General features: G+C 38.4%; 23 protein-coding genes. 19 read left to right on the top strand and 4 right to left on the bottom strand.

The window, feature by feature from the left end; translation table 11 throughout:
• The 14 genes from E1140_RS18900 to E1140_RS18835 all read left to right on the top strand — a co-directional run.
• The coding region (locus E1140_RS18900) for an amidohydrolase family protein (RefSeq protein ID WP_155187795.1) at nucleotides 1-977 on the top strand (977 nt) is incomplete at its 5' end.
• Nucleotides 974-1,594, top strand: a complete 621-nt coding sequence (locus E1140_RS18895) for a tetratricopeptide repeat protein (protein WP_155187792.1) — start codon at nucleotides 974-976, stop codon at nucleotides 1,592-1,594. The genes E1140_RS18900 and E1140_RS18895, both read left to right, overlap by 4 nt.
• A gap of 34 nt (nucleotides 1,595-1,628) precedes the next feature.
• Nucleotides 1,629-2,657, top strand: a complete 1,029-nt coding sequence (gene trhO, locus E1140_RS18890; RefSeq protein ID WP_155187789.1) for an oxygen-dependent tRNA uridine(34) hydroxylase TrhO — start codon at nucleotides 1,629-1,631, stop codon at nucleotides 2,655-2,657.
• Nucleotides 2,657-3,190, top strand: a complete 534-nt coding sequence (mog, locus tag E1140_RS18885) for a molybdopterin adenylyltransferase (RefSeq protein ID WP_155187786.1) — start codon at nucleotides 2,657-2,659, stop codon at nucleotides 3,188-3,190. The genes trhO and mog overlap by 1 nt, the downstream gene beginning before the upstream one ends.
• 3 nt (nucleotides 3,191-3,193) lie before the next feature.
• On the top strand, nucleotides 3,194-4,174 hold the full coding sequence (locus E1140_RS18880) for a M23 family metallopeptidase (RefSeq protein WP_155187783.1): 981 nt from the start codon (nucleotides 3,194-3,196) through the stop codon (nucleotides 4,172-4,174).
• Between the two features lie 222 nt (nucleotides 4,175-4,396).
• Nucleotides 4,397-5,257 carry an ATP phosphoribosyltransferase gene (hisG, locus tag E1140_RS18875; protein ID WP_155187780.1) on the top strand — a complete coding sequence of 287 codons (861 nt, stop codon included), beginning with the start codon at nucleotides 4,397-4,399 and terminating at the stop codon, nucleotides 5,255-5,257.
• Between the two features lie 10 nt (nucleotides 5,258-5,267).
• Entirely contained in the window at nucleotides 5,268-6,554 is a 1,287-nt protein-coding gene (gene hisD, locus E1140_RS18870; protein ID WP_155187777.1) for a histidinol dehydrogenase, read from the top strand.
• Nucleotides 6,551-7,585, top strand: a complete 1,035-nt coding sequence (gene hisC, locus E1140_RS18865) for a histidinol-phosphate transaminase (RefSeq protein ID WP_155187775.1) — start codon at nucleotides 6,551-6,553, stop codon at nucleotides 7,583-7,585. The genes hisD and hisC overlap by 4 nt, the downstream gene beginning before the upstream one ends.
• A complete protein-coding gene (hisB, locus tag E1140_RS18860) occupies nucleotides 7,582-8,682 on the top strand; it encodes a bifunctional histidinol-phosphatase/imidazoleglycerol-phosphate dehydratase HisB (protein ID WP_155187773.1) in 1,101 nt (366 codons plus the stop codon). The genes hisC and hisB overlap by 4 nt, the downstream gene beginning before the upstream one ends.
• On the top strand, nucleotides 8,682-9,263 hold the full coding sequence (gene hisH, locus E1140_RS18855; protein WP_155187771.1) for an imidazole glycerol phosphate synthase subunit HisH: 582 nt from the start codon (nucleotides 8,682-8,684) through the stop codon (nucleotides 9,261-9,263). The genes hisB and hisH overlap by 1 nt, the downstream gene beginning before the upstream one ends.
• Entirely contained in the window at nucleotides 9,260-9,982 is a 723-nt protein-coding gene (gene hisA / locus E1140_RS18850) for a 1-(5-phosphoribosyl)-5-[(5-phosphoribosylamino)methylideneamino]imidazole-4-carboxamide isomerase (protein WP_155187768.1), read from the top strand. Before hisH ends, hisA begins: the two co-directional genes overlap by 4 nt.
• A complete protein-coding gene (hisF, locus tag E1140_RS18845; RefSeq protein WP_155187766.1) occupies nucleotides 9,975-10,727 on the top strand; it encodes an imidazole glycerol phosphate synthase subunit HisF in 753 nt (250 codons plus the stop codon). The genes hisA and hisF overlap by 8 nt, the downstream gene beginning before the upstream one ends.
• Nucleotides 10,724-11,326 carry a bifunctional phosphoribosyl-AMP cyclohydrolase/phosphoribosyl-ATP diphosphatase HisIE gene (gene hisIE / locus E1140_RS18840; RefSeq protein WP_155187764.1) on the top strand — a complete coding sequence of 201 codons (603 nt, stop codon included), beginning with the start codon at nucleotides 10,724-10,726 and terminating at the stop codon, nucleotides 11,324-11,326. The genes hisF and hisIE overlap by 4 nt, the downstream gene beginning before the upstream one ends.
• A gap of 262 nt (nucleotides 11,327-11,588) precedes the next feature.
• Complete coding sequence (locus E1140_RS18835; RefSeq protein ID WP_155187762.1) at nucleotides 11,589-12,275, top strand: nitroreductase family protein; 687 nt, start codon at nucleotides 11,589-11,591, stop codon at nucleotides 12,273-12,275.
• Here E1140_RS18835 and E1140_RS18830 read toward each other — a convergent pair whose 3' ends face one another.
• Nucleotides 12,276-13,046, bottom strand: a complete 771-nt coding sequence (locus E1140_RS18830; protein ID WP_155187760.1) for a bestrophin family ion channel — start codon at nucleotides 13,044-13,046, stop codon at nucleotides 12,276-12,278. It lies immediately after the preceding gene.
• A gap of 157 nt (nucleotides 13,047-13,203) precedes the next feature.
• Here E1140_RS18830 and E1140_RS18825 point away from each other — a divergent pair, with 157 nt between their 5' ends.
• Together E1140_RS18825 and E1140_RS18820 are read left to right on the top strand one after the other, a co-directional pair.
• Nucleotides 13,204-13,914: a YebC/PmpR family DNA-binding transcriptional regulator gene (locus tag E1140_RS18825; RefSeq protein WP_155187758.1), complete on the top strand. Its 711-nt coding sequence runs from the start codon at nucleotides 13,204-13,206 to the stop codon at nucleotides 13,912-13,914.
• Between the two features lie 2 nt (nucleotides 13,915-13,916).
• Nucleotides 13,917-14,378 carry a hypothetical protein gene (locus E1140_RS18820; protein WP_155187756.1) on the top strand — a complete coding sequence of 154 codons (462 nt, stop codon included), beginning with the start codon at nucleotides 13,917-13,919 and terminating at the stop codon, nucleotides 14,376-14,378.
• Here the strand turns inward: E1140_RS18820 and E1140_RS18815 are convergent.
• Together E1140_RS18815 and E1140_RS18810 are read right to left on the bottom strand one after the other, a co-directional pair.
• Nucleotides 14,375-15,856 (bottom strand): dihydrolipoyl dehydrogenase family protein, encoded by a 1,482-nt coding sequence (locus tag E1140_RS18815; RefSeq protein ID WP_155187754.1) that lies wholly within the window; start codon nucleotides 15,854-15,856, stop codon nucleotides 14,375-14,377. The genes E1140_RS18820 and E1140_RS18815 overlap by 4 nt on opposite strands.
• A gap of 97 nt (nucleotides 15,857-15,953) precedes the next feature.
• On the bottom strand, nucleotides 15,954-19,205 hold the full coding sequence (locus tag E1140_RS18810) for a sensor histidine kinase (protein ID WP_155187752.1): 3,252 nt from the start codon (nucleotides 19,203-19,205) through the stop codon (nucleotides 15,954-15,956).
• A 273-nt stretch (nucleotides 19,206-19,478) separates the two neighbouring features.
• Here E1140_RS18810 and E1140_RS21865 point away from each other — a divergent pair, with 273 nt between their 5' ends.
• Together E1140_RS21865 and E1140_RS18800 are read left to right on the top strand one after the other, a co-directional pair.
• On the top strand, nucleotides 19,479-20,432 hold the full coding sequence (locus E1140_RS21865; protein WP_155187750.1) for a bifunctional helix-turn-helix transcriptional regulator/GNAT family N-acetyltransferase: 954 nt from the start codon (nucleotides 19,479-19,481) through the stop codon (nucleotides 20,430-20,432).
• The gene (locus E1140_RS18800; protein WP_155187748.1) at nucleotides 20,432-20,959 is read left to right on the top strand and encodes a GNAT family N-acetyltransferase; all 528 of its coding nucleotides are present in this window, start codon (nucleotides 20,432-20,434) and stop codon (nucleotides 20,957-20,959) included. The genes E1140_RS21865 and E1140_RS18800 overlap by 1 nt, the downstream gene beginning before the upstream one ends.
• Before the next feature lie 238 nt (nucleotides 20,960-21,197).
• Here the strand turns inward: E1140_RS18800 and E1140_RS18795 are convergent, their stop codons facing one another.
• On the bottom strand, nucleotides 21,198-21,680 hold the full coding sequence (locus E1140_RS18795) for a YkgJ family cysteine cluster protein (RefSeq protein ID WP_155187746.1): 483 nt from the start codon (nucleotides 21,678-21,680) through the stop codon (nucleotides 21,198-21,200).
• Nucleotides 21,681-21,859: 179 nt separating this feature from the next.
• Between E1140_RS18795 and E1140_RS18790 the strand changes: the two genes are divergently transcribed.
• Nucleotides 21,860-22,450 (top strand): hypothetical protein, encoded by a 591-nt coding sequence (locus E1140_RS18790; RefSeq protein WP_155187744.1) that lies wholly within the window; start codon nucleotides 21,860-21,862, stop codon nucleotides 22,448-22,450.
• Nucleotides 22,451-22,555: the final 105 nt, after the last annotated feature.

Raw genomic sequence — 22,555 nt, 5'->3', positions numbered from 1 at the left:
CAGAGCACATGCCTAACTGGACGGATAAATTTGGGTATGGGGATTTCATCTACTTGCAACACCACAAACCAGGTTTTGCCAAAATGATGAAAGGAAATCAATTTTTTAGAGAAATAGAAGCCAACTGTTGGGATCCAGAGATTAGAATTGAAGAATACAAAAAATTCAATACTCAGGTTCAAGTGGTTTGTACCATACCTGTTATGTTCTCGTACTGGGCCAATGCCGATGACTGCCTCGAGCTTAGCAAGTTTCTAAATGACGATATTGCTAATCTTGTTGCCAAGTACCCTAAGAATTACATCGGACTAGGCACCATACCAATGCAGGATGCTGATTTGGCAATTGAAGAGCTTGAGAGGTGCAAAGAAATCGGGTTAGTGGGCATCCAGATCGGCTCCAACATAAATGACGAAAATTTAAGCGAGGATCAGTTCTACCCTATTTTTGAAGCTTGTGAAGCTTTAGGCATGGCTGTAATGGTTCATCCATGGAACATGATGGGCTTTAAAAACATGACTAAATACTGGCTGCCATGGCTGGTAGGCATGCCTGCAGAAACCTCCAGGGCAATGTGCTCGATGATCTTCTCAGGCATATTTGAAAGGCTCCCAAATTTAAGGGTGAACTTCGTTCATGCTGGTGGTTCCTTTCTGCCAACAATCGGTCGTATAGAGCATGGCTTCAATTGCAGACCCGATCTGGTAGCAATTGATAACCCTATCAACCCAAGAGAATATCTTTCTAAATTCTGGGTGGATTGTATTACGCATGACCCAAAAATGCTAAACTATGTTTTAGATGTTCAGGGCTCTAAAAAAGTGACTCTCGGCTCTGATTATCCTTTCCCTTTAGGGGATTTAGAAATTGGCAAGTTTATTGAAGAAATGCCGTTATCAAAAGATATTATTGAAGACATATTTTGTAATTCAACACTAGAATGGTTGAACTTAGATAAGAAGGACTTTATTCAATGAACAAAATAATACTTACCCTTTCATTATTGGTAATGGTTATAACGGTGCACGCTCAGACTCAGGAAGAGAAAGTGAGGCAGCTTGAGATGGATCAGGTTCAAGCCAAAAATGCTGAAATTATGCGAACCATGGATCAGGGAGTGGATCTTATGAATGAAGGCAATTATGAAGATGCTAATAATAAATTCAAAGATGTATTGGCAAAAGCCAAAGTTGTACCCTCAGACTTGACCTTTTATTTTGGCAAAAACTCATTCTATATGGGTAAGTACAAACAAAGCATTGACTGGTTAAATAAATATATTCAGCTAAAAGGTACTGCTGGCAGATTTTATGACGAGTGCACCGAATTACTTGAAAAATCAGAACAGGCCTTTATGCTAGTAAGAGAAGATGACCGCAAAGAAGCTCAATCAATACTTACATCCAACTACGAAATAGACTGTGGCCCGTCTGGTAGAGTATCTTGCCCGGTATGCTCAGGCACTGGAGTTATCATCCAAAAAGGTGCCTTTGGCGATGTTTATAAAACCTGCCCATACAGCGATGAACACGGATATCTTACATGTGCAGAGTATAACCAGCTGCTCAGGGGTGAGTTAAAACCTAAATTTTAGTAGTTTTGCATGTTTTATAAATCATTCATGCAAAATGATATTACACAACCGAGTTAACAAAGATGTACTTAAGGAGAAGCTCCAAAACAGTACTGAAAAGAGGGTAACACTTTCATTTTACAAATATGTGCGCCTCGAAAATCCAGCAGAATACCGAGATCAACTTTATGCCGACTTTTTCAAGCTAGGCGTTTTTGGTCGAATCTATGCAGCAGAAGAAGGAATTAATGCGCAAATAAGTGTCCCTAATGACAATTTTGATGCTTTTGAAGCATATGTGGACAATAGCCCTGAGCTAAGCGGTGAAAGGTTAAACATTGCAATTGATGACAACGGCAAGTCATTCTTTAAGCTTAAAATTCAGGTGCGTTCAAAAATTGTGGCTGATGGTCTCAATGATTCTACATTTGACGTAACTGATAGAGGTACTCACCTTAAGGCTGAGGAGTTTAACAAACTGGCCAGTGATCCTAATACTATCATTGTGGATATGAGAAACCACTATGAAAGTGAAGTAGGCCATTTTGAAAAGGCTATTTGTCCTGATGTTGATACTTTCAGAGAAGCTTTACCAGTGGTTGAGAATATCCTTGAAGATAAAAAAGATAAGAACATTGTAATGTACTGCACAGGCGGAATTAGATGTGAAAAAGCCAGTGCATATTACAAGCATAAAGGTTTTCAGAATGTCTTTCAACTTGAGGGCGGCATAATAGAATATGCCCGACAGGTGAATTCCAAGGGGCTTGAAAACAAATTTAAAGGAAAGAATTTCGTTTTTGACGAAAGGCTAGGTGAACGTATTTCTGATGACGTTATCAGTGTGTGTCATCAATGCGGTGATAAATCAGATTCTCATACTAACTGTAAAAATGATGGGTGTCACCTCCTGTTTATCCAATGCGAGAAATGTGCAGCAAAGTATGAAGGGTGCTGCTCAAGCGAATGTCAGGAGATCATACACCTGCCAGAAGAGGAGCAAGCAGAAATCAGACGAGGAAAGAATTTAGGGCGACAAGTCTTTAAAAAAGGCCGTTCAGAGAAATTAATCTATAAAAATTAATGGCAGTAGCTAAAATTGGTGTTATCAATGTCTCTGACAGGGCTAGCAAAGGTATTTATGAAGATATTCCTGGCAAGGCTATAGTTGACACTTTAAATGACTACCTTGTTTCTGAATGGGAAACCGAATATATGGTACTTCCTGATGAACAGGATCAATTGGAAGCTGCTATGATTGAGATGGCAGATACAAAAGGCTGCAGTTTAATTGTAACCTGCGGTGGCACTGGTCCTGCGCCCAGAGATGTTACCCCTGAAGCTACAGAGGCAGTTTGTAACAAGATGATGCCTGGCTTTGGAGAACTTATGCGGCAGGAAAGTTTGAAGTTTGTGCCTACGGCCATTCTATCAAGACAAACTGCGGGCATAAGAAATAAGACACTTATTGTTAACTTACCTGGGAAACCAAAAGCAATACGTGAATGTTTAGATGCAGTATTTCCGGCTATCCCCTATTGTATAGATTTAATAGGTGGGCCATATCTGGAATGCAACGAAAAGGTCATTAAAGCGTTTAGACCTAAGAATAGCTAATAGATGGCAAGAATAAAATATTATTACGATACAGAAACCTGTAAATACGAGCGCGTCAAGGTTAAAACTCAGGATGTTGTTCTCAACTTCCTAGGTCTTGCTTCGCTTATTATAGGTTGTGCTGTAGGCCTTTTGATGCTTTACAATAACTACTTTGAGTCACCAAAAGAGCTGAAACTTAAAAATGAGGTAGCCGATCTTCAACATTATTACAATAGCTTAAGCGATGATGTTGCCAAAATGGATGAGATCATTAGTGCTCTTGAAAACAGAGATGATAATATCTATAGAATTGTGCTTGGTGCCGAGCCTATTGATACAGAAATCAGGAATGCAGGAGTGGGTGGTGCTGAGCGATATGCTGATATCAGGTCGTCATCAACAGAGTTTAGAGATGAAATTTTAAAGATTTCTGAGAATGTAGACAAGCTAAAAAGACAAATCTATATTCAAAGTAAGTCATATGACGAAATTGTTGAATTGGCAGAAAACAAGGAAAAACTCTTTGCAGCAATCCCTGCTATTCAACCCGTATCTAATGAAGAGCTGATAAGATTAGCCTCAGGTTTTGGCTACAGAGTACACCCAGTATACAAAGTAAAAAAACTACACACTGGCATAGACTTCTCAGCTCCTATAGGAACTCCAATATATGCTACAGCTGATGGAACCATTGAAGATGTAAACGTATCTTTTAGTGGTTATGGCAAAACTCTAATCATAGATCATGGTTTTGGTTTCAAGACTAGATATGCTCACATGCACGAGTTTGCAGTAAAAGAAGGTGAAAAAGTGAAGCGAGGCCAAGTCATTGGATATGTCGGGAACACAGGTACATCTACAGCCTCTCACTTGCACTATGAAGTAATCAAAAATGGGTCAAAAATCAACCCTGTACATTATTTCTTCAACGATCTTAATCCAGACGAGTACGAGAAAATTGTGGAGTTGGCGAGTATAGAAAACCAGTCGCTTGGCATGTAATTGTAAATTCTTAATAAATAAATTTTGGATACTAATTAATTTATCTCATACTTTGCCCTCGAATGAAATTATTCAGCACAACATATAACCATCATCACCATCATCATGTTAACCACCTGATGCATGGAAGTTATATGTTTTAATTAGAATCAAAATACTATTTATAAACAAAAAGGCTTGTCATGCGACAAGCCTTTTTTCGTTTAAAACCTTTTTTAAAAAATGAGCAAAAAATTAAAAATAGCAATTCAAAAATCCGGGCGACTGCAGGAGCAATCCATCAAGATGTTGAAGGAATGTGGGCTAAGTTTCGCCAACGGATCAAGCAGATTAAAGGCTGAAGTTGACAACTTTCCGGCAGAGATATTATTTCTACGTGATGACGATATACCTCAATACATTGAGGATAATGTTGCTGATATAGGCATCATTGGAGAAAACGTCTTTATCGAAAAGGAAAAACAGGGTGAAATAATCCTGAAGTTAGGATTTGCAAAATGCAGGTTATCAATAGCTGTTCCTAAATCGGCAGAATATAAAGATGCCGGCACATTAAATGGAAAGAAGATCGCTACCTCCTACCCCGTTATCGTGCAGCAGTTTCTGAATGAGAATAATGTAAATGCAGAAATCCATGAGATCAGTGGCTCAGTAGAAATAGCACCAGGTATAGGTCTGGCAGAAGCTATTTGTGACATTGTAAGTACTGGAAGCACGCTATTGACCAATGGCCTAAAAGAGGTAGAAACCATTATGAAGTCTGAGGCTATTCTTGTGGCTAACAATAATTTGGATGCCGAAAGTAAAGCTATTCTCGACCGTTTAGTATTTAGGATTAACTCAGTAAATGCTGCTAAATCAAACAAATATTTGGTTTTGAATGCTCCAAATAATGCCATTGAAGCTATTACTGAAGTCTTACCGGGAATGAAAAGTCCAACGGTAACTCCACTAAAAGAAGAAGGCTGGTCATCACTACATTCTGTTGTAAATGAAAATGACTTCTGGGGCAAAATTGATGAGCTTAAAGCTCTGGGTGCTCAGGGAATATTGGTTATACCTATTGAAAAAATGATCCTTTAACATCACTACTATGCAAGTAATTGAAAATATCTTCAGCAAAGACATTTCTAAAGAACTCAAAAGGCCTGAGCTGACAACGGACTTTCTTGAAAGCACAATCAAAAATATTCTCCAGCGTGTAAAAACATCAGGAGATGAAGCTTTACTAAGTTTAACGGAGCAATTTGATAAGGTGAAACTTTCCTCATTAAAATTGTCTGACATAGAAATCCAAAATGCTGAACAGCAAATTAGTCCAGAACTAAAAAGAGCAATAGGTGTAGCAAAGGAAAATATTGAAAAATTTCATTCCGCTCAAAAACGCAGTACAGCAGTAATTGAAACGACTACTGGAGTAAGTTGCTGGAGAAAGTCAGTGGCCATAGAAAAAGTTGGTCTTTACATCCCTGGAGGCTCTGCTCCTTTATTCTCTACAGTATTAATGCTGGGAATTCCTGCGAAAATAGCAGGCTGCAAACAGGTTGTGCTTTGCACTCCTCCTGATAAATCAGGGAAAATTGATCCTGCAATTATTTATACTGCCAGTCTGGTAGGTGTTACAGATATTTATACTGTTGGTGGCGCTCAAGCTATCGCAGCAATGGCTTATGGAACAGAAACCATCCCTAAGGTGAATAAAATCTTTGGACCAGGGAACCAATATGTAACTAAGGCCAAACAAATGATCAACCTTGAAGGTGTGGCCATCGATATGCCTGCTGGCCCATCTGAGGTAGCCATAATAGCTGATGAGACTGCAAACCCTGCATTTATAGCGGCTGACTTACTATCGCAAGCTGAACATGGTGCTGATAGCCAGGTCGTTTTAATCACCAACAGTAAGGAATTGATTCAAAATGTATTTGAAGCCATAGAAAAACAAGTGGCAGAATTACCAAGAAAAGAAATAGCCAAAGAATGCCTTTCACAAAGCAAAGCGGTATTGGTTAATGATATTGACGAAGCTATCAAGGTATCAAATAGCTATGCTCCTGAGCATTTAATTATTAACTGTTCAGGTGCTGAAGCTGTTGCTGAAAAAATAACACAAGCGGGTTCGGTCTTCATTGGTGAATACACACCTGAATCAGCAGGAGACTATGCCTCCGGCACTAACCATACCTTGCCAACCAATGGAGCAGCAAGTGCCTATAGTGGTGTGTCTTTAGATTCATTTGTTAAGGAAATCACCTTTCAAAAGATTACCGGCAGTGGCTTATTAAATCTGGGCCCAACTGTAGAGATAATGGCTGAGGCGGAGCAATTGGTGGCACACAAAAATGCCGTTAGTATAAGGTTAAATGAACTGCAACAATGAATCTTGAAAAGTTAGTTAGGCCCAATATATTGGCCATGAAGGCTTATTCATCGGCTCGTGATGAATTTGAAGTGAACAATCAAGTTGTTTTGCTTGATGCCAATGAGAATCCATTTGCCTCTGATTGGAACAGATACCCTGATCCATATCAGCGACAATTGAAAAAAGCCATTGCAGCATTAAAAGGCACCAAGGTTGAAAATATATTTCTTGGAAATGGTAGTGATGAGGCCATCGATTTGATTTTTAGAATCTTCTGCGAGCCCGGCTCAGACAATATCATTATTACTGATCCAACATATGGCATGTATGAGGTTTCTGCCGCTATTCAGGACATTGAAGTTCAAAAGGTGCCATTGACTAAAGCCTTTGAACTAGATAGTGACAAAGTGCTTTCAGTGATTAACGAAAACACCAAGTTGATTTTCTTATGCAACCCCAATAACCCCACGGCCAATTTACTTAATGAAGGAGAGATCAAAAATGTAATTGAGAATTTCAAGGGCATTGTAGTATTAGACGAAGCATACATAGATTTCACAAATAGGGAATCAAGCATTCAATGGTTAAATGACTACCCCAACCTGATCGTATTACAGACTTTTTCTAAAGCGTGGGGTATGGCAGGCATGCGATTAGGCATGGCGTTTTCCAACTCAAAAATTATACAGCTCTTTAATAAAGTTAAAGCTCCTTACAACATGAGCATACTCACTCAAAACAAAGCATTAGAGCTGATCGAGAATAATAAAGAGAAAGTAAAATCGAACCTACAAGTGTTAGTTCATGAAAGAGCAAGATTAATTGACGCGCTGAGTAAGTTCTCAATGGTAGAGCACATCTACCCTACTTTCACCAACTTTATTTTAGTAAGATTTAATAATCATAGTCTCGTTTTTAAGACCTTAATTGAGGCTGGTTTAATTGTTAGAGACAGATCAAAAGCTCTGAATTGCGAGAACTGCTTAAGAATAACCGTTGGCACACCTAACGAAAATGAATTGTTAATTGATGTACTTAGTAAAATATGAAAAAGGTATTATTTATTGATAGAGATGGCACCATCATCTTAGAACCAGAAGATGAGCAAATTGATAGCCTTGAGAAGCTTGACTTCTACCCTGGCGTTATTAATTGGCTCAGTAAAATTATCGAATTAAAGAGCTTTGAGATTGTAATGGTTACTAATCAGGATGGTCTGGGAACAGATTCATTTCCAGAAGATACCTTTTGGCCAGCACACAATAAAATGCTTTCAATATTAAAAAACGAAGGCATCTCTTTTGATGAAATCTTTATTGACAAATCATTTGAAGCAGATAAATCTCCTAACAGGAAACCAGGTACTGGTATGCTAACTAAGTACCTCAATGGCTATGACTTGGAAAATTCCTTTGTTATTGGCGACCGACTTTCAGATGTACAATTGGCCAAGAATCTTGGAGCAAAAGGCATTTTGCTTGACAGTGGAAATAAAGAGCTAAATGATTTAGATGAGCACACAGCTTTAGTAACTGAAGATTGGTCAGATATCTATGCACTATTAACTGAAAGAAAAGCCTCTGTTGTGAGAACTACAAAGGAGACAGATATTAACATAGCCATCAACCTTGATGGGAAAGGTCAATCTTCCATCGACACAGGTTTGGCCTTCTTTGATCATATGCTAGACCAGCTATCTAAACATGGAATGGTTGATCTTGATATAAAAGTAAAGGGTGATTTGGAAGTTGACGAGCACCACACCATAGAGGATACTGCCATTGCACTAGGTGAAGCATTTTATAAAGCACTAGGAGATAAAAGAGGGATTTCAAGATATGGCTTCACCATTCCTATGGATGACAGTCTGGCACAGGTAGTTATTGATTTTGGAGGTCGTAACTGGATAGTCTGGGATGCAGAATTTAAAAGAGAAATGATCGGAAGTATGCCAACAGAAATGTTCTTTCACTTTTTCAAATCCTTTTCTGATGCATCAAAAAGCAACCTGAATATTAAGGTTGAGGGAAACAATGAGCACCATAAGATAGAGGCAATTTTCAAAGCATTTGCCAGAGCTATAAGGATGGCCATAAAAAGAGAAGACGGAAATGATCAGTTACCAACTACTAAGGGTATTATTTAATGAAAATAGCAATCATAAAATATAACGCAGGCAATACGCAGTCGGTGATATTTGCATTAAACAGGTTGGGCATTGAGCCAATATTGACTGAAGATTTCGAGGAATTAAAGTCAGCTGACAAGGTAATTTTTCCAGGTGTAGGTGAAGCAAGCACAACGATGAAACACCTCAAGGAGCTACACTTGAACGAACTAATACCAGACCTCAAACAACCAGTATTGGGCATCTGCCTTGGCATGCAGTTAATGTGTAATCACTCAGAAGAAAATGACACCGATTGCCTGGGAATATTTGATGCGCCTGTAGTTAAGTTCAAATCTGAGGATTACAAAATACCACACATGGGCTGGAATAATCTTGTTGAAGCTGACAATGAATTATTTAGGACACTTCCTGATGACCACATGTATTTTGTACATAGCTACTATGTGCCTGTTTCAGAATATACAATAGCTAAAACAGACTACATAAATAACTTTTCAGCGGCCATTAAGAAAGATAATTTCTATGCAGTCCAGTTTCACCCAGAGAAATCCGGAGCTCAAGGCGCTCAAATTCTCAAAAACTTTATCGAATTATGAGACTTATACCGGCAATTGATATTATTGATGGGCAGTGCGTCAGGCTCTCCCAGGGAAGTTATGACACAAAAAAAGTCTATGAAAAAGACCCTACAGAAGTTGCCAAAAGATTTGAAGACTCTGGCATTAAATACCTGCATTTGGTAGATCTGGATGGTGCTAAAAAAGGTCAAATAACCAATTGGAAAGTACTGGAAAGCATTGCCAATAACACTGATCTGATCATTGATTTTGGAGGTGGTATTAAAACGAATGAAGATATTGAAATTGCTTTTAATGCAGGTGCATCGCAAATTACCTGTGGCAGTATTGCTGTAAAAAACCCACAGCAGGTATTAGACTGGATAGCTAAATATGGAGCAGATAAATTAATACTGGGTGCCGATGTGAAAGACAAGATGATCGCCACCGGAGGCTGGATTGAGACTTCCACCATACAACTAGATGATCATATTGCTACTTACCTTAAACAAGGAATCAAAAGTGTGATTTGTACTGATATAGCCACAGATGGAATGTTACAAGGACCTAACCTGAGTTTATATAAAGAGCTGCTGTCAACGTTTCCTGAGCTTAAGTTGATAGCCAGTGGCGGGGTGAGTTCAATAGAGGATTTGAAAAAATTGAAAGCCGCAGGCCAGTTTGGAGCCATTATAGGCAAAGCCATCTATGAAAATAAGATTAGTTTGAAGGAGTTAACAGATTTCAACAATGCTTAAAAAAAGAATAATACCCTGCCTGGATATAAAGGATGGTCGTACCGTAAAAGGCGTTAACTTCGTAAATATCAGAGATGCTGGTGATCCTGTTGAGCTAGGTAAGCAATATGCTGAGCAAGGTGCCGATGAGTTGGTATTCTTAGACATTACTGCCACCAATGAAGGTCGTAAGACGTTCATTGAACTAGTCAAAGACATTGCCAGGAATATTGATATCCCCTTCACTGTTGGTGGAGGTATATCTTCGGTTGAAGATGTTGGTCCGCTGCTAACTTCTGGTGCTGATAAAATATCTGTCAATTCTTCAGCAGTTAAGAACCCTGAACTCATCAATGAACTGGTGACAGCTTATGGCAGCCAATGTATAGTAGTGGCTATTGATGCTAATTTGATCGATGACGAATGGATTGTTCATACACATGGTGGTCGAAAACCAACAGACAAAAAGCTATTTGATTGGGCTATAGAAATTGAAAGGCGAGGTGCCGGAGAAATACTATTTACCAGCATGAATAATGATGGTACTAAGCAGGGTTTTGCCATAGAAGCCCTTCGTCAGCTCTCTGAAGTAGTAAGTATACCTATAATCGCATCTGGTGGTGCGGGTACTATGGAGCATTTTACCGAAGCGTTTAATGAAGGCAAGGCTGATGCTGCTTTAGCTGCCAGTATCTTTCATTTCGGTGAAATACCTATCCCAACACTAAAGTCATATTTAAAAGAACAAAACATCCCTATCCGATGATTAAAATAAACAAAACGCCAGATTTTTCTAAAGGACTACTACCTGCTATTATACAGGACTATTATTCAAAAAATGTGCTGATGCTAGGCTATATGAATGAAGAGGCCTTTCAACTTACCTTAAAAGAGGAAGTGGTCACCTTCTTTAGTCGATCAAAAAGCAGGCTATGGAAAAAAGGTGAAACCTCAGGTAATTTCTTAAATGCTGTATCTGTTGACGTTGATTGCGATGCAGACGCTATACTCATTAAAGCTGTTCCCGTGGGTCCTGCCTGCCACAAAGGAACTGATACCTGCTTTGGGGAATTTAAAAACATATCCACCGATCTGGGTTTTCTTGAAAAAACCATTCAGGACAGAAAAAACAATCCATCGGATGCATCATATACTAATAGCCTTCTTCAAAAAGGAATCAATAAAGTGGCTCAAAAAGTAGGTGAAGAAGCTGTAGAATTGGTGATTGAGGCTAAGGATGACAATGATGATCTCTTTCTTAATGAAGGTGCCGACCTGATGTATCATTATTTGGTTCTGCTTGCCGCTAAAGGATTTGAATTGAATGATGTGATTGATGTTTTGAGGGAGCGCGAAAAGAAATGATTTTGAGTTCTTGAAAACATAAGACATGCCGTAGGCATCTTTGCAATTAACTAAAACCAGATCAATTCTTTATGGTAAAGATTCCTTCATTGCATTACGGAATGACCTTCTAAAACAGAACCTGATTCATGTAATGCCACTTAAAATATTTAGAATTCAGCGGACTTCTGTTATTTAAATAACAATTAGTAGTTCGATGAATAAAGCTAAATTGTCAACTCCTTTACAACTTACTTTTTAAAGAAGTCTGTATTATTGTGACATGGCAAAAACTAAGATAATAGATGGCTTTGAGTATGAAGCTTATAGCAAAGAAACTTATGATGAAAATGAGTGTATAGCTAGAAGCAAACGTTTTCTGGAATGGGTTGACAAGAGAAGAACGGTAAGAGAATTCTCTGACAAACCGATACCAAAGGAAGTCATTGACAACATCTTAAAGTCTGCTTCTACTGCCCCTTCTGGTGCGCACAAACAACCATGGACATTCTGTGTGGTGAGCAATCCTGAGCTAAAACAAAAGATCAGAGAAGCGGCTGAAAAGGAAGAGTTTGAAAGCTACAATGGACGTATGAGCGAAGACTGGCTTAAAGACTTAGAGCCTCTTGGCACTGACTGGCACAAACCATTCTTAGAAATTGCTCCTTACCTTATTATAGTTTTCAAAAAAGCCTATGACTTTGATGAAGAAGGTAAGAAAAAGAATAACTACTATGTCAATGAGTCTGTTGGTTTAGCCGCTGGCTTTCTACTTACCGCCATCCACGATGCAGGTTTAGTAGCACTAACACACACCCCAAGTCCCATGAACTTTCTTACTAAACTTTTAGAGCGCCCAGAAAATGAAAGGCCTTATTTATTAATACCGGTCGGCTACCCGGTTGAGGAAACGTATGTACCTAAGCTAGAGCGTAAGCCTTTGGAAGATATAGCCGTATTTTATGAGTAATTAGAGATCCAATAAATCTCCAAACTCCTCAACATCAAACTTGATATCATCTTCACCGATCTGATCGAATGGATTTTCAAGGTGCCCTTGTATGTTATCAAGACTTACTAGTATAAAACTAAAAATTACGGGCATCACATATTCAAGGCCATGAGAATATTTCTCTGCTACAGAAACAAAATATGGCGCATAAATAAGTGGGAAAGTGTAAATGAAAACTTTACTATAAGCACGCAGCGTGATTGGTGTTCTGTAATGCCAAAAAACCTTAAGGTTCTCAACAGAAGTTAAAATTTTACTTGAATACTGATTAATCCTTGACATTTCACCCGCCTGCAGATTATACTCTCGGAGTTTCTGGAGTAATGCTGACAATTCAGACATCTTAATGTATATGTTCTTCTCAGCACTATTTTCCTTATCATGTTCAGCTACAAAAAACTCCCTTAATGAGCTATACACATCAAGTAAATGAGCCTTAACATCTGTCTTATAAGCATCATCGTTGGGTGTCCAATCTTTCACCGCATGGTAGATTGACATGGCCTGTGACTTGAAATCACCTAATAAACCAAGAGCACGCTCCCTCCTTTTATAGGCACTATCTATAGAAAATACGACTGGAAAAACTATGGCAATGGCCACAAGAGTTAATGGAAATTCAGCTTCTATATTGTAATAATCGCATAGCCAGGTACCAGCAACTGCCAAAAAAGTAATGATAAAAGTTTTGTAATTAATAATGAGCGCAATGCTCTTGAATACTCTCATAAACCCAGTTTGTAGGCGAATATAGAAAATATTGCCCTGTTAAGAAATTGTTAAGTTCCTCAAATAGAAGTAAAAAACAGAAATAACTTTATCCTCCACAATAGACTTACATAAATGAGTGGATTTATATATTTTTGTCACACATTAATTTTTGATTATGGGAAGAGCATTTGAATATAGAAGAGCAGCAAAAGAAAAGCGTTGGGACAAGATGTCTAAGATATTTCCAAAATTGGCAAAAGCGGTAACTGTTGCGGCCAAAGAAGGTGGAAGTGATCCAGACATGAACGCCAAGCTCAGAACTGCCATTCAGAATGCCAAGGCTGAGAACATGCCTAAAGATAATATTGAAGCTGCAATTAAAAGAGCAGAGGGTAAGGATGCTGCAGCCTATCTGGAAATCAACTACGAAGGCAAAGGTCCGCATGGAGTTTTAGTTTTTGTTGAATGCGCAACTGATAACCCAAACAGGACTGTGGCTAATGTAAAGTCTTACTTTAGTAAAGCTGGTGGCGGATTGGTACCTACGGGCTCATTGGAATTCATGTTTTCAAGAAAAGCTGTATTTGAATTTGATAAACCTGAAGGCATTGACCTCGAAGAACTTGAGCTAGAATTGATCGATGCTGGAGTAGAAGAGATTGAAGTTGAAGGGGAAACAGTTTACGTATATGGAGATTATACTAACTTCGGTAATCTGTCTACTGCATTGGAAGAAAAAGGTATAGAGCCTAATAAATCCACTTTAAAAAGGTATGCAACCACTCCAGTAGAATTTACTGAAGAGCAGCTTGAAGAGATTGAAAAGATGATCGATAAAATAGAGGATGATGACGATGTGCAGGCAGCTTACACAAACATTGCCTAACTATGGAAAACTCCTCAGCCAAACAAAAGTATAAGACCATTCAACTGATATACATGGCCATGCTAGTGCCCATGATTGTTTTTTCTGGATTTGTCTATTACTCTAACTTCAAGGCTGGAAATATGGCTAGCACAGAACCTAACATCTGGCTTTATCTCCCATTTGGGCTTATGCTTATGGCAATTCTAATGGCGAGGCCATTGTATACAAAAGCGCTACAGAACACTGAGGGAAAAACATTGGATCAGAAACTTTCGGTTTTAATGACAGCTCTAATTGTAAGAATGGCCCCATTTGAGGCCGCAGGGCTTTTTGCTGCTGCAAGTGCTTATATTACTGGTAACAACACAATACTGTTACTTGTGCTAATCATATTGATTCAGTTTTACACTAATAGACCCACACTCTTAAAAGTGGAGAATGACTTAAAAGTCACCCGAGAAGAAATAGAAAGTATTCGCTAGAATATGATATTTTCATAAACTCCTTCACAGCAAGTCCTGCATGACAGCTTGCCTGTTAATGCGCTTGGCTTCAATAGAGACTTGCCCATTAACATTCTTACACATTCTTGTATACCTTCTATTATTGATGGATGCGGATGTACACACTCTGCGAGCTCTTCAATGCCTTTATCCATACTAATGAGCAATGCAACAGCCTGAATAGCACTTGATGCATGATTGCCAATGACACGCATTCCTAATATTTTCATATCATCATCATTGGTCACCAGTAGTTTAATGAACCCTTGTGTATTTCTTTTAGCAATTGCTCTTGAGATACAAGAGTAATCAAGAGTCACGACCTTATAAGGTATCCCTTTTTCTTTGGCTTGATTTTCATTAAGTCCAACTCCAGCCACTTCTGGGTGCAGAAACATAATAGTAGAAATATTCTCATACACTAGCTTGCGCATGGGCTTTCCAAATATCTTCTCTACAGCATGGCGCCCTTCAAGCTCACCAACATTAACCAACGCTATGTCTGCCGTGATGTCCCCTACCGCAAATATGTTAGAAACGCTGGTTTGAGTTTCATTATCTTCTATTCCTCTTTTATTCAAAGTAATAGGCACTGCTTCTGGCCAAAGGTTTTCATAGTTTGGAATTCGTCCTACTGAAACTAAAGCTTTCTCTACATTAAAAACCTCCTTTCTCCCATCGTCATATTCCAGTTCATACTGAACTCTACCATTAAGAATTTCCATTTTAATAAGCTGAGAGTTTCTATGGATCAACACACCCTTATTCTCCATGTTGTGCTCAATAACCTTAACCACATCTTCATCTTCAAAAGGGAGTATTCTATCTCCCTTATCGATTAAGTGAACTTTAGTTTTTCCGAAGCCAGAAAATATAGTGGCATATTCGCAGCCAATCACTCCTGCACCAAGGATGACCATGCTTTCAGGGAAATCATCTATTTTCTCAATCCCCTCACTAGTCAAAATTATTTTTTCATCTATTGGTATTTCAGGAAGTTTTCTGGGGCGACTACCCGTTGCCAAAATCACATAATCTGCATAAACTTTGTCTATTCCATCCGCCCCTTCTATTTCAATCTCATGTTCATTTAGCAGTTTGGCGTTTCCTATTTTATATTCAAGCAAACCTGCAAACTGAGAAGATTGTAAAAGATGCATATGCTCCATGAGCAATTGTTTCTTATCTGCTACAGCTCCGTTTACTTCCGCTTGTATTTCCTTAAAATTTACTTCAGGGGTTTCAAGATTAAAGCTTTTGAGTCGTTTATTGAATGAATGCGTTTCACGCGAGATTTCCCACCATGTTTTAGAAGATAAGGCACCATTAGTCAATCCAGCTCCCCCTATTTCATTTCGCTCAACTAATAACACTTTCTTTTTGAAATCCACTGCGCGCATTGCTGCAGCATAACCTGAAGGTCCAGCACCAATAACAACAAGATCGTATTTATTCATAACCAAAAGCCAATTTGTAGATTTTTAAATATAACCAATATTTGGGCAAATCCTAAGTCCTTAAAAAGGATGATTTCCACTCCTTTTCCTTATAGACTCAGTATTTAGAATGATTGAAAAGAGTAAGTTTAAAAGTAGTCTGACCGTCCGTCAAAGCGTTCTCAGTCAGTTCAATGCTACTCTTCAATACTTTAGTAGCTGTCCTTACAGTATATAAGCCTAAACCTGCACTGCTGATATTGTCATTACCCACAAAGAACATATCAAATATTCGTTGCGTCTGATCTTCTTTAATTCCTATTCCCTTATCAGTAACATTGATAATCAAGGTTCCATCTTCTTCATTATACCCCTCTACAAAAATATCTGCTTTTTTATCAGGCTGTCTGAATTTAATGGCATTATCAAAAAGCTGATAAAGAATAATCTCCAAAGTATCCTGACTACTAACAACACTCAGTCCTTCAGGCAGCTTAACTGATACGTTATATAAATCTTTAAGAGGCGATGTTTTGAATTTATGAAGCGCATTATTAATAGCAATCTCAATGTTCACATTTGTATAAATCAAATCAGATGTTTTGAGTCTTACCACATTTATAAGCCTGTAGAAAATATCATTCATTTCCTCGGCTGTACCATTTAGCAAACCGACTAGGTTAAGTACATTACTATCATTGGTCTGCATTTTAATGAGGTGACTCAGCCCCTGCAGTCTTGCTATAGGTCCTCTGATATCATGCACTGAGCGGTAAATAAAAGTATCTAGCTCCTTATTAACATCTAAGAGTTCATCATAGGTTTCTTTAAGCTCATGGGTACGCTGCTCCACAATTTCCTCGAGCTTCGTATTCACCTTTTTAAGTTCATCATGCTGTTTTTCTATTTGTGACCTCTGCGCATCTATCTCCTCATTCTGAGCCTCAATTTCTTCTTTCTTCTGCAGTATTTCTATAGTACGCTCAGCCACTAGTTTTTCTAATCTTGCCCTAGTTCTTTTTAATGAAGATACTCTGAGATTATATATTAGGGCTACAATTCCGAATACCAGGGCAATGCCTAATACCAAAAACCAGGTGGTTTGATAAAAAGCAGGTTTTATACTAAAACTCACAATGGCACCTTGCTCATTCCAAACCTTATCGTTATTGGCAGCTATGACTTTAAACACATAATCTCCTGGTGGCAGATTAGTATAACTGGTCTCACGCTCACCTTTAGAAACTATCCATTCATCATCATAGCCAATCAACTGATATTTGTATTGATTTTTTGACGGGTAGCGATAGCTCAAACTAGCGAAACTAATACCTATTCTGTTTTTACCGGCCGGCACAACAATGTCCTCATCCATATTATAGAGTTCATCATTCACCTTAAAGAATTCAACCACCACAGGAGGTCTTATTTCATTAACTTTTATCTGATTAGGATCGATTACCTCCACTCCAAACTGTGTAGCAAACCACATCTTACCCTCTTTATCCCTAATGCTGGTAGCTGAAGACGTGGCAGCAGTAGCTTTTATACCATCGCTGCGATCATAAGCGATAGAATTTACAGCTTCAATTTTACCATCACAAAAATCATCTAGCTCTGATTTGAGCACTTTAAAAACGCTAACATTCTTCTGATTGGTTGTAAACCAGAAGTAGCCATCATCATCTTCCAGTATTTGAAAAACGGTATTACTATTAAGACCATTCTTGGTGGTAACAGTTTTAAATTCACCATTCTTAAATCTGGTAATCCCCGCATTTCCTAAAATCCATAATGTGTTATCCTTGTCTGTGTATGTTTTAAATACAAAGTCTCCAACAAGGCCATCTTCATAGCTGTATTTGGTGAATTTTCCATGATCATAGTAATTAAGGCCGCTTCTTGTACCTATCCAAAAATTTCCCTTTTCGTCTTCACTAATGCTCATGATATACCCATGACTCAACCCCTCTTCATGGGTCAGATTAGAGTGAGTGTCATTCTTAAAATCAAATATCGTGATACCGTTAACTGTTCCTGCCCAAACTCTTTGTTGAGAATCTTCGAAAAGCACCCTAACATTATTATCAACCAACCCCTGCCCAGTAGTCAACAATTTATAGCTTTGGTCTTTATGTACAATTAATCCGCGTTGCGAACCCACGTACAAAGTTCCATCATCACTCAACATTCCTGTTTTTAGTTTACTTGAAACTTCCTTTAATCCATCATCAAAGTGTTTAAGCTTATTAGTCTCTGTATTCACTTCACTTACTCCCTCTTCATAAACCAAAATGTAATCATCGCTGGTTTTCTGAATAATGGTGTGAACAGTATAAGGCTCAGTAGGCCCAATAGAGTAATCACAATAATTGGTAAACTTCCCTTCCCAAAATTTATACAGGCCACCTCTATAAGTTGATGCCCAAATATTCCCTTCACTATCTTCAAGCAATGAAGTTATGTCTCTACCTGAAATAGGGTGCTGGTCAGAAAAGTATTCAACCTTATCATTTTTCATACGGCAAAAGCCATTGTAGCTTCCAATCCACAACCAGCCATTATCACTCATTTGCGATGTATTAACTACCTTTCCTCTCAAGCCATCTTTTTGAGATATAGATGAAATATTACCATCATCAATGATATTCAAACCTTCAGTCCCACCTATATAAATCTTGCCTTTTTGAAATTTTACATAATTATTTGTGTTACTCAAAAGCCCATCCGTAGTGGTGAAGTGATTGAGTATTGTATTCTGGTATAATTCATAAACACCATCTTCATTGGTCAGCACCCATAGGTGATTTTTAGCATCAACAGTAAGGCTAACCAGGTACTTGTTTTTAAGCACGCTTGGCAGACCATCATTGGTGAAAATCGAATCTCTTTTATAGACCAATCCTTCGCTGGTTGCTACATATAAAATGCTATCAGATCCTTGAGCAAAACTCTCTGCAAAGTTGCTTGGTAAGCCATGCTCAACTGAGTAAACTTTTACAGTTTCATTCTTGATGGATACGATACCGTTACCACTTGTGGCAGCCCAAATGGCACCAGCCAAATCTTCATAAATAAAGGTGAAAGAGTTATTGACAATTTGAGGATGCATGTAAGAACTATAGCTATAAAACTCAACACCATTGAAGCGGGTCACCCCACCATAGGAAGCAAACCAAATGTAACCATCTCTCGATTGAAGAAGGTTGATCACCGCATTATCAGGAAGCCCATCATCACTCGACCAATGCTCATAATTGTACTGGTCAGGAATCTTATTTGGGTTAAGAAATAATTGAGAATAAGCTGTGGTTGCTGAATAGAAATAGAGCAAAAATGCAACGGCTGTATAAGTTCTAATTTTTGTCAATAGCTCAGCAAAACATGGAACATCTGTCTAATGAATATAGTATTAAAATAGCAATAAGAGAACAGATTAGCGATGATTATGTTCAATAATTTCAGGCATCTTGAATTAGCATAATTATATATAAATTAATTTACTCAAATTATCAGATTGCCAATCCTAATTGAAGTGTTACTTTTTACAAACCAATTAATCCATTGATTTTCAATCAAGTAAATATTTAATAACAACATTATTACAACTTTTACGTAATTTATTACGTAATTTGATACCTATATGGAATACATGGATGAATTAGGCTTGCTGGCACTGGGCAGTAGGTTAAGAAGATTAAGTGACCAGATTATGTCTGATGGTACAAAAGTGTATGAGCAAGCAGGTATCGATTTTGACCCAAAGTGGTTTCCTATTTTTAGGCTATTGTCAACCTGTGCACCTCTGGGAATAATGGAGATATCAGCCAAACTAGACATCTCCCACCCTTACGCTATACAGCTAGTAAAAGCACTGGAAAAGAAAGAACTGGTAGTGAATGTGGTGAACCCAGATGATGCCAGAAAGAGGGCCATCGGACTATCGCCAAGAGGTGAAGAAGTTCAGAAAAAACTAGAGCCACTTTGGAAAGATATAGAAGGAGCGATGGAAAATATGTTTCGGGAAACCAACAATAATCTGTTCACAAACATCATACAATTAGAAAATACTTTTAAAGAAAAACCCTTCTATCAAAGAGTAATGGAAACAACAAAACAGCGACAAAATAAGACTGTAGATATCGTTAATTTTCTACCAGATCTTGCTCACTATTTCAAGTCTTTAAATGTAGAATGGCTTGAGAAATATTTTAATGTTGAGCCTATTGATGAACAAGTTTTAGGCAACCCAATTGACCACATTATTAAACCTGGTGGTGTTATTATTTTTGCCATTCTTGACGGTGAAGTTGTAGGCACCTGCGCACTCAAACTTAAAGAGGGCAAGACTTATGAACTCACAAAAATGGCCGTTACAGAAAAAGCTCAGGGATACCAGATTGGCAAGAAGCTAGGGCAAAGAATTATTGAAATAGGAAAAGAAAGAGGCGCTGAAAAAATCTTTCTGGAGTCTAACAGAAAGCTGGTGCCCGCGTTAAGTCTGTATAGAAAGCTTGGGTTTATAGAAGCGGTGAATCCTACCCCCTCACCTTACGAGCGATCAAACATTTACATGGAACTTAAAGAAGGGATATAATGACCAATAAGTTTAAAATCAGAGAAGCGCATCCTTCGGAGTTTGAAGAGATAGGTCAGCTGGTGAGTACAGTTTATTCGCAGTTGCCTGACTTTCCAAAAGAAGAAGAACTCCCCACTTATTATGAACAACTCCGGAATGTTGGACAGATGACCACTAATCCAGCCATTCACCTGTTTGCAGCTGTGGATGATAACAATAACATCCTGGGTGTAGTGGTCTATTTTGATGATATGCAGTACTATGGCTCCAAAGGTGTGGCTAGCAGTGTTAAAAATGCCGCTGGTTTCAGATTCCTGGCGGTTGACCCTGAGACAAGAGGATTAGGAATAGGAAAAGCGCTGAGCATGTATTGTATAGAACTGGCGAAGAACACTGGTCAGGAGAAGCTCATTATACATTCTACAAAGGCCATGGCTGTAGCCTGGGAGATGTATCTCAAGATGGGCTTTAAAAGAGCTGAATACCTCGACTTTGACGGCAACTCTATTAATGTTTATGGTTTTGAGTATGTTTTTAACGACTAACACTTGACAAACCCCTCCCTTGACCTGTTCAGAGGCCTCCTTTTTATGAATTACTATTAGTCCGATTCAAGAGATGCCGGAACATGTCTGGCAAGAACACACCGCTTCTACACATTACCCCTCCCCGGATTTATTCCGGGGTCTCTGACTTTTGTTTATGCAATTTCCTCCCCGGACCTGTTCCACGGTCTCATTGAAAGTCATCACATCCAAATTGAAGATGCCGGCAAAAGTTTGTTCAAAACCCATTCTTCATCCGCTCCACTATTTCAAGCACCGCAGGACACACGAGCGTATTTTTATAGGTAAGATTCAATATACCTGCCATCTTCTTTCTATCGGTGTGTGGGTACTCCCTGCACGCCCTGGGCCTATGCTCATATACAGAACAGGTATTGTCATCCATAAGAAAAGGACAAGGAGCCTCATTCAATACATAATCATTTTCACTATCCAGATGTAGGTATTGCTGTATAAAATCACCGGGCTTCATTTTTAAATGAGCCGCCAGTCTGTCTATATCACGGTCTTTGAATATAGGGCTGGTAGTTTTGCAACAATTGGCACAGGTGAGGCAGTCTATCTCATCAAATACTTCCTCATGTTTGCTGTGAAAGGCATCATCCAGCTTTCTGGCATCCTTCTTTTTTAGCGACTGGAGATACCTTTTATTCTCATTAGCTTTAGCAGTACTCTCCGTTTTGAATTTTCCGAGGTCCATCAGGGCAAAATTACAAAGCCCTGTAAAAACTGCCAGCCTCCACGAAACAGAATTTACTTAATTCAAATTAATGCTGAATTATTGCTATTTTAGACCTCAATCAACCGAGTACAAACATTTACAAGCGTTTACAATCGTAAAGGTGTTGATATCCGGTTGTTATCTGCAATATTAGCTCAATGAAATCACCGATAATTTTTGTTATTTCTTTTCTAGTCTTTTCGTGCGGACAATCTTCTAAGTCAGAAGATAAAACTGCGGAAAGAGATTTATTTCAAGATAAGTCAATAGAGATTGAATCTAATGTGGTAACTGCAAAAGAGCCAATTGACTCAATTACTGGGTCCACTACGGGTACATTTTATTATGACTATCCACGTGACAATAAAGATTTTGTAGAGGATTCATACATCATCTTAGATTCATCTAACAACTATACAAATAGCAGATTCTATGGAACTACAGATGAATTTGATGAAGCTAGAGAAGGATATCTTCCTGCATTCACTATGTGTGAAATCAACAAATTATTCCTCTCTCAAGATAGCATCAGCTTTACAATCAACTTCTTCGGAAATAAACTTTATAATCGTCCAATTGACCTTGAAGTATCCAGCCATGAACAACTCGAAGATTCGACTAGTTTAAAATCAGACCCTTGGAATTTCGGAGAACAAAGTGTAAATCTGACAGGAAAAGTATTTCAAGATTCATTGGTTATCTATTCTCCCGTATGGTATCAGCCTCGCTCTTTTATCAGGATTCAATAAAAAGCAGATAACATGCTGCAATAGCGCATTTGGACTTCACCGTGCGAAGTCCTTAAATGCTTTGGTGCGGCTTGCCCACACGTTTTGGGTTAGCATTTTACATCT

The sequence above is a fragment of the Fulvivirga lutimaris genome (genome assembly GCF_009711525.1).
Lineage (GTDB): Bacteria > Bacteroidota > Bacteroidia > Cytophagales > Cyclobacteriaceae > Fulvivirga > Fulvivirga lutimaris.
Note: the sequence above shows the minus strand (reverse complement) of the source record. Positions and strands in the feature narration are given on the sequence as shown.

What these genes read in the sequence shown, in the direction of transcription:
- E1140_RS18790 (WP_155187744.1), top strand. Translation starts at nt 21,860, where the DNA reads ATGAAATCACCGATAATTTTTGTTATTTCTTTTCTAGTCTTTTCGTGC.
- hisIE (WP_155187764.1), top strand. Translation starts at nt 10,724, where the DNA reads ATGATTAAAATAAACAAAACGCCAGATTTTTCTAAAGGACTACTACCT.
- hisH (WP_155187771.1), top strand. Translation starts at nt 8,682, where the DNA reads ATGAAAATAGCAATCATAAAATATAACGCAGGCAATACGCAGTCGGTG.
- E1140_RS18830 (WP_155187760.1), bottom strand. Translation starts at nt 13,046, where the DNA reads ATGAGAGTATTCAAGAGCATTGCGCTCATTATTAATTACAAAACTTTT.
- hisC (WP_155187775.1), top strand. Translation starts at nt 6,551, where the DNA reads ATGAATCTTGAAAAGTTAGTTAGGCCCAATATATTGGCCATGAAGGCT.
- E1140_RS18795 (WP_155187746.1), bottom strand. Translation starts at nt 21,680, where the DNA reads ATGGACCTCGGAAAATTCAAAACGGAGAGTACTGCTAAAGCTAATGAG.
- hisG (WP_155187780.1), top strand. Translation starts at nt 4,397, where the DNA reads ATGAGCAAAAAATTAAAAATAGCAATTCAAAAATCCGGGCGACTGCAG.
- E1140_RS18895 (WP_155187792.1), top strand. Translation starts at nt 974, where the DNA reads ATGAACAAAATAATACTTACCCTTTCATTATTGGTAATGGTTATAACG.
- E1140_RS18835 (WP_155187762.1), top strand. Translation starts at nt 11,589, where the DNA reads ATGGCAAAAACTAAGATAATAGATGGCTTTGAGTATGAAGCTTATAGC.
- hisA (WP_155187768.1), top strand. Translation starts at nt 9,260, where the DNA reads ATGAGACTTATACCGGCAATTGATATTATTGATGGGCAGTGCGTCAGG.
- trhO (WP_155187789.1), top strand. Translation starts at nt 1,629, where the DNA reads ATGATATTACACAACCGAGTTAACAAAGATGTACTTAAGGAGAAGCTC.
- E1140_RS18880 (WP_155187783.1), top strand. Translation starts at nt 3,194, where the DNA reads ATGGCAAGAATAAAATATTATTACGATACAGAAACCTGTAAATACGAG.
- hisB (WP_155187773.1), top strand. Translation starts at nt 7,582, where the DNA reads ATGAAAAAGGTATTATTTATTGATAGAGATGGCACCATCATCTTAGAA.
- hisD (WP_155187777.1), top strand. Translation starts at nt 5,268, where the DNA reads ATGCAAGTAATTGAAAATATCTTCAGCAAAGACATTTCTAAAGAACTC.
- E1140_RS18825 (WP_155187758.1), top strand. Translation starts at nt 13,204, where the DNA reads ATGGGAAGAGCATTTGAATATAGAAGAGCAGCAAAAGAAAAGCGTTGG.
- E1140_RS18820 (WP_155187756.1), top strand. Translation starts at nt 13,917, where the DNA reads ATGGAAAACTCCTCAGCCAAACAAAAGTATAAGACCATTCAACTGATA.
- E1140_RS18800 (WP_155187748.1), top strand. Translation starts at nt 20,432, where the DNA reads ATGACCAATAAGTTTAAAATCAGAGAAGCGCATCCTTCGGAGTTTGAA.
- E1140_RS18815 (WP_155187754.1), bottom strand. Translation starts at nt 15,856, where the DNA reads ATGAATAAATACGATCTTGTTGTTATTGGTGCTGGACCTTCAGGTTAT.
- E1140_RS21865 (WP_155187750.1), top strand. Translation starts at nt 19,479, where the DNA reads ATGGAATACATGGATGAATTAGGCTTGCTGGCACTGGGCAGTAGGTTA.
- hisF (WP_155187766.1), top strand. Translation starts at nt 9,975, where the DNA reads ATGCTTAAAAAAAGAATAATACCCTGCCTGGATATAAAGGATGGTCGT.
- mog (WP_155187786.1), top strand. Translation starts at nt 2,657, where the DNA reads ATGGCAGTAGCTAAAATTGGTGTTATCAATGTCTCTGACAGGGCTAGC.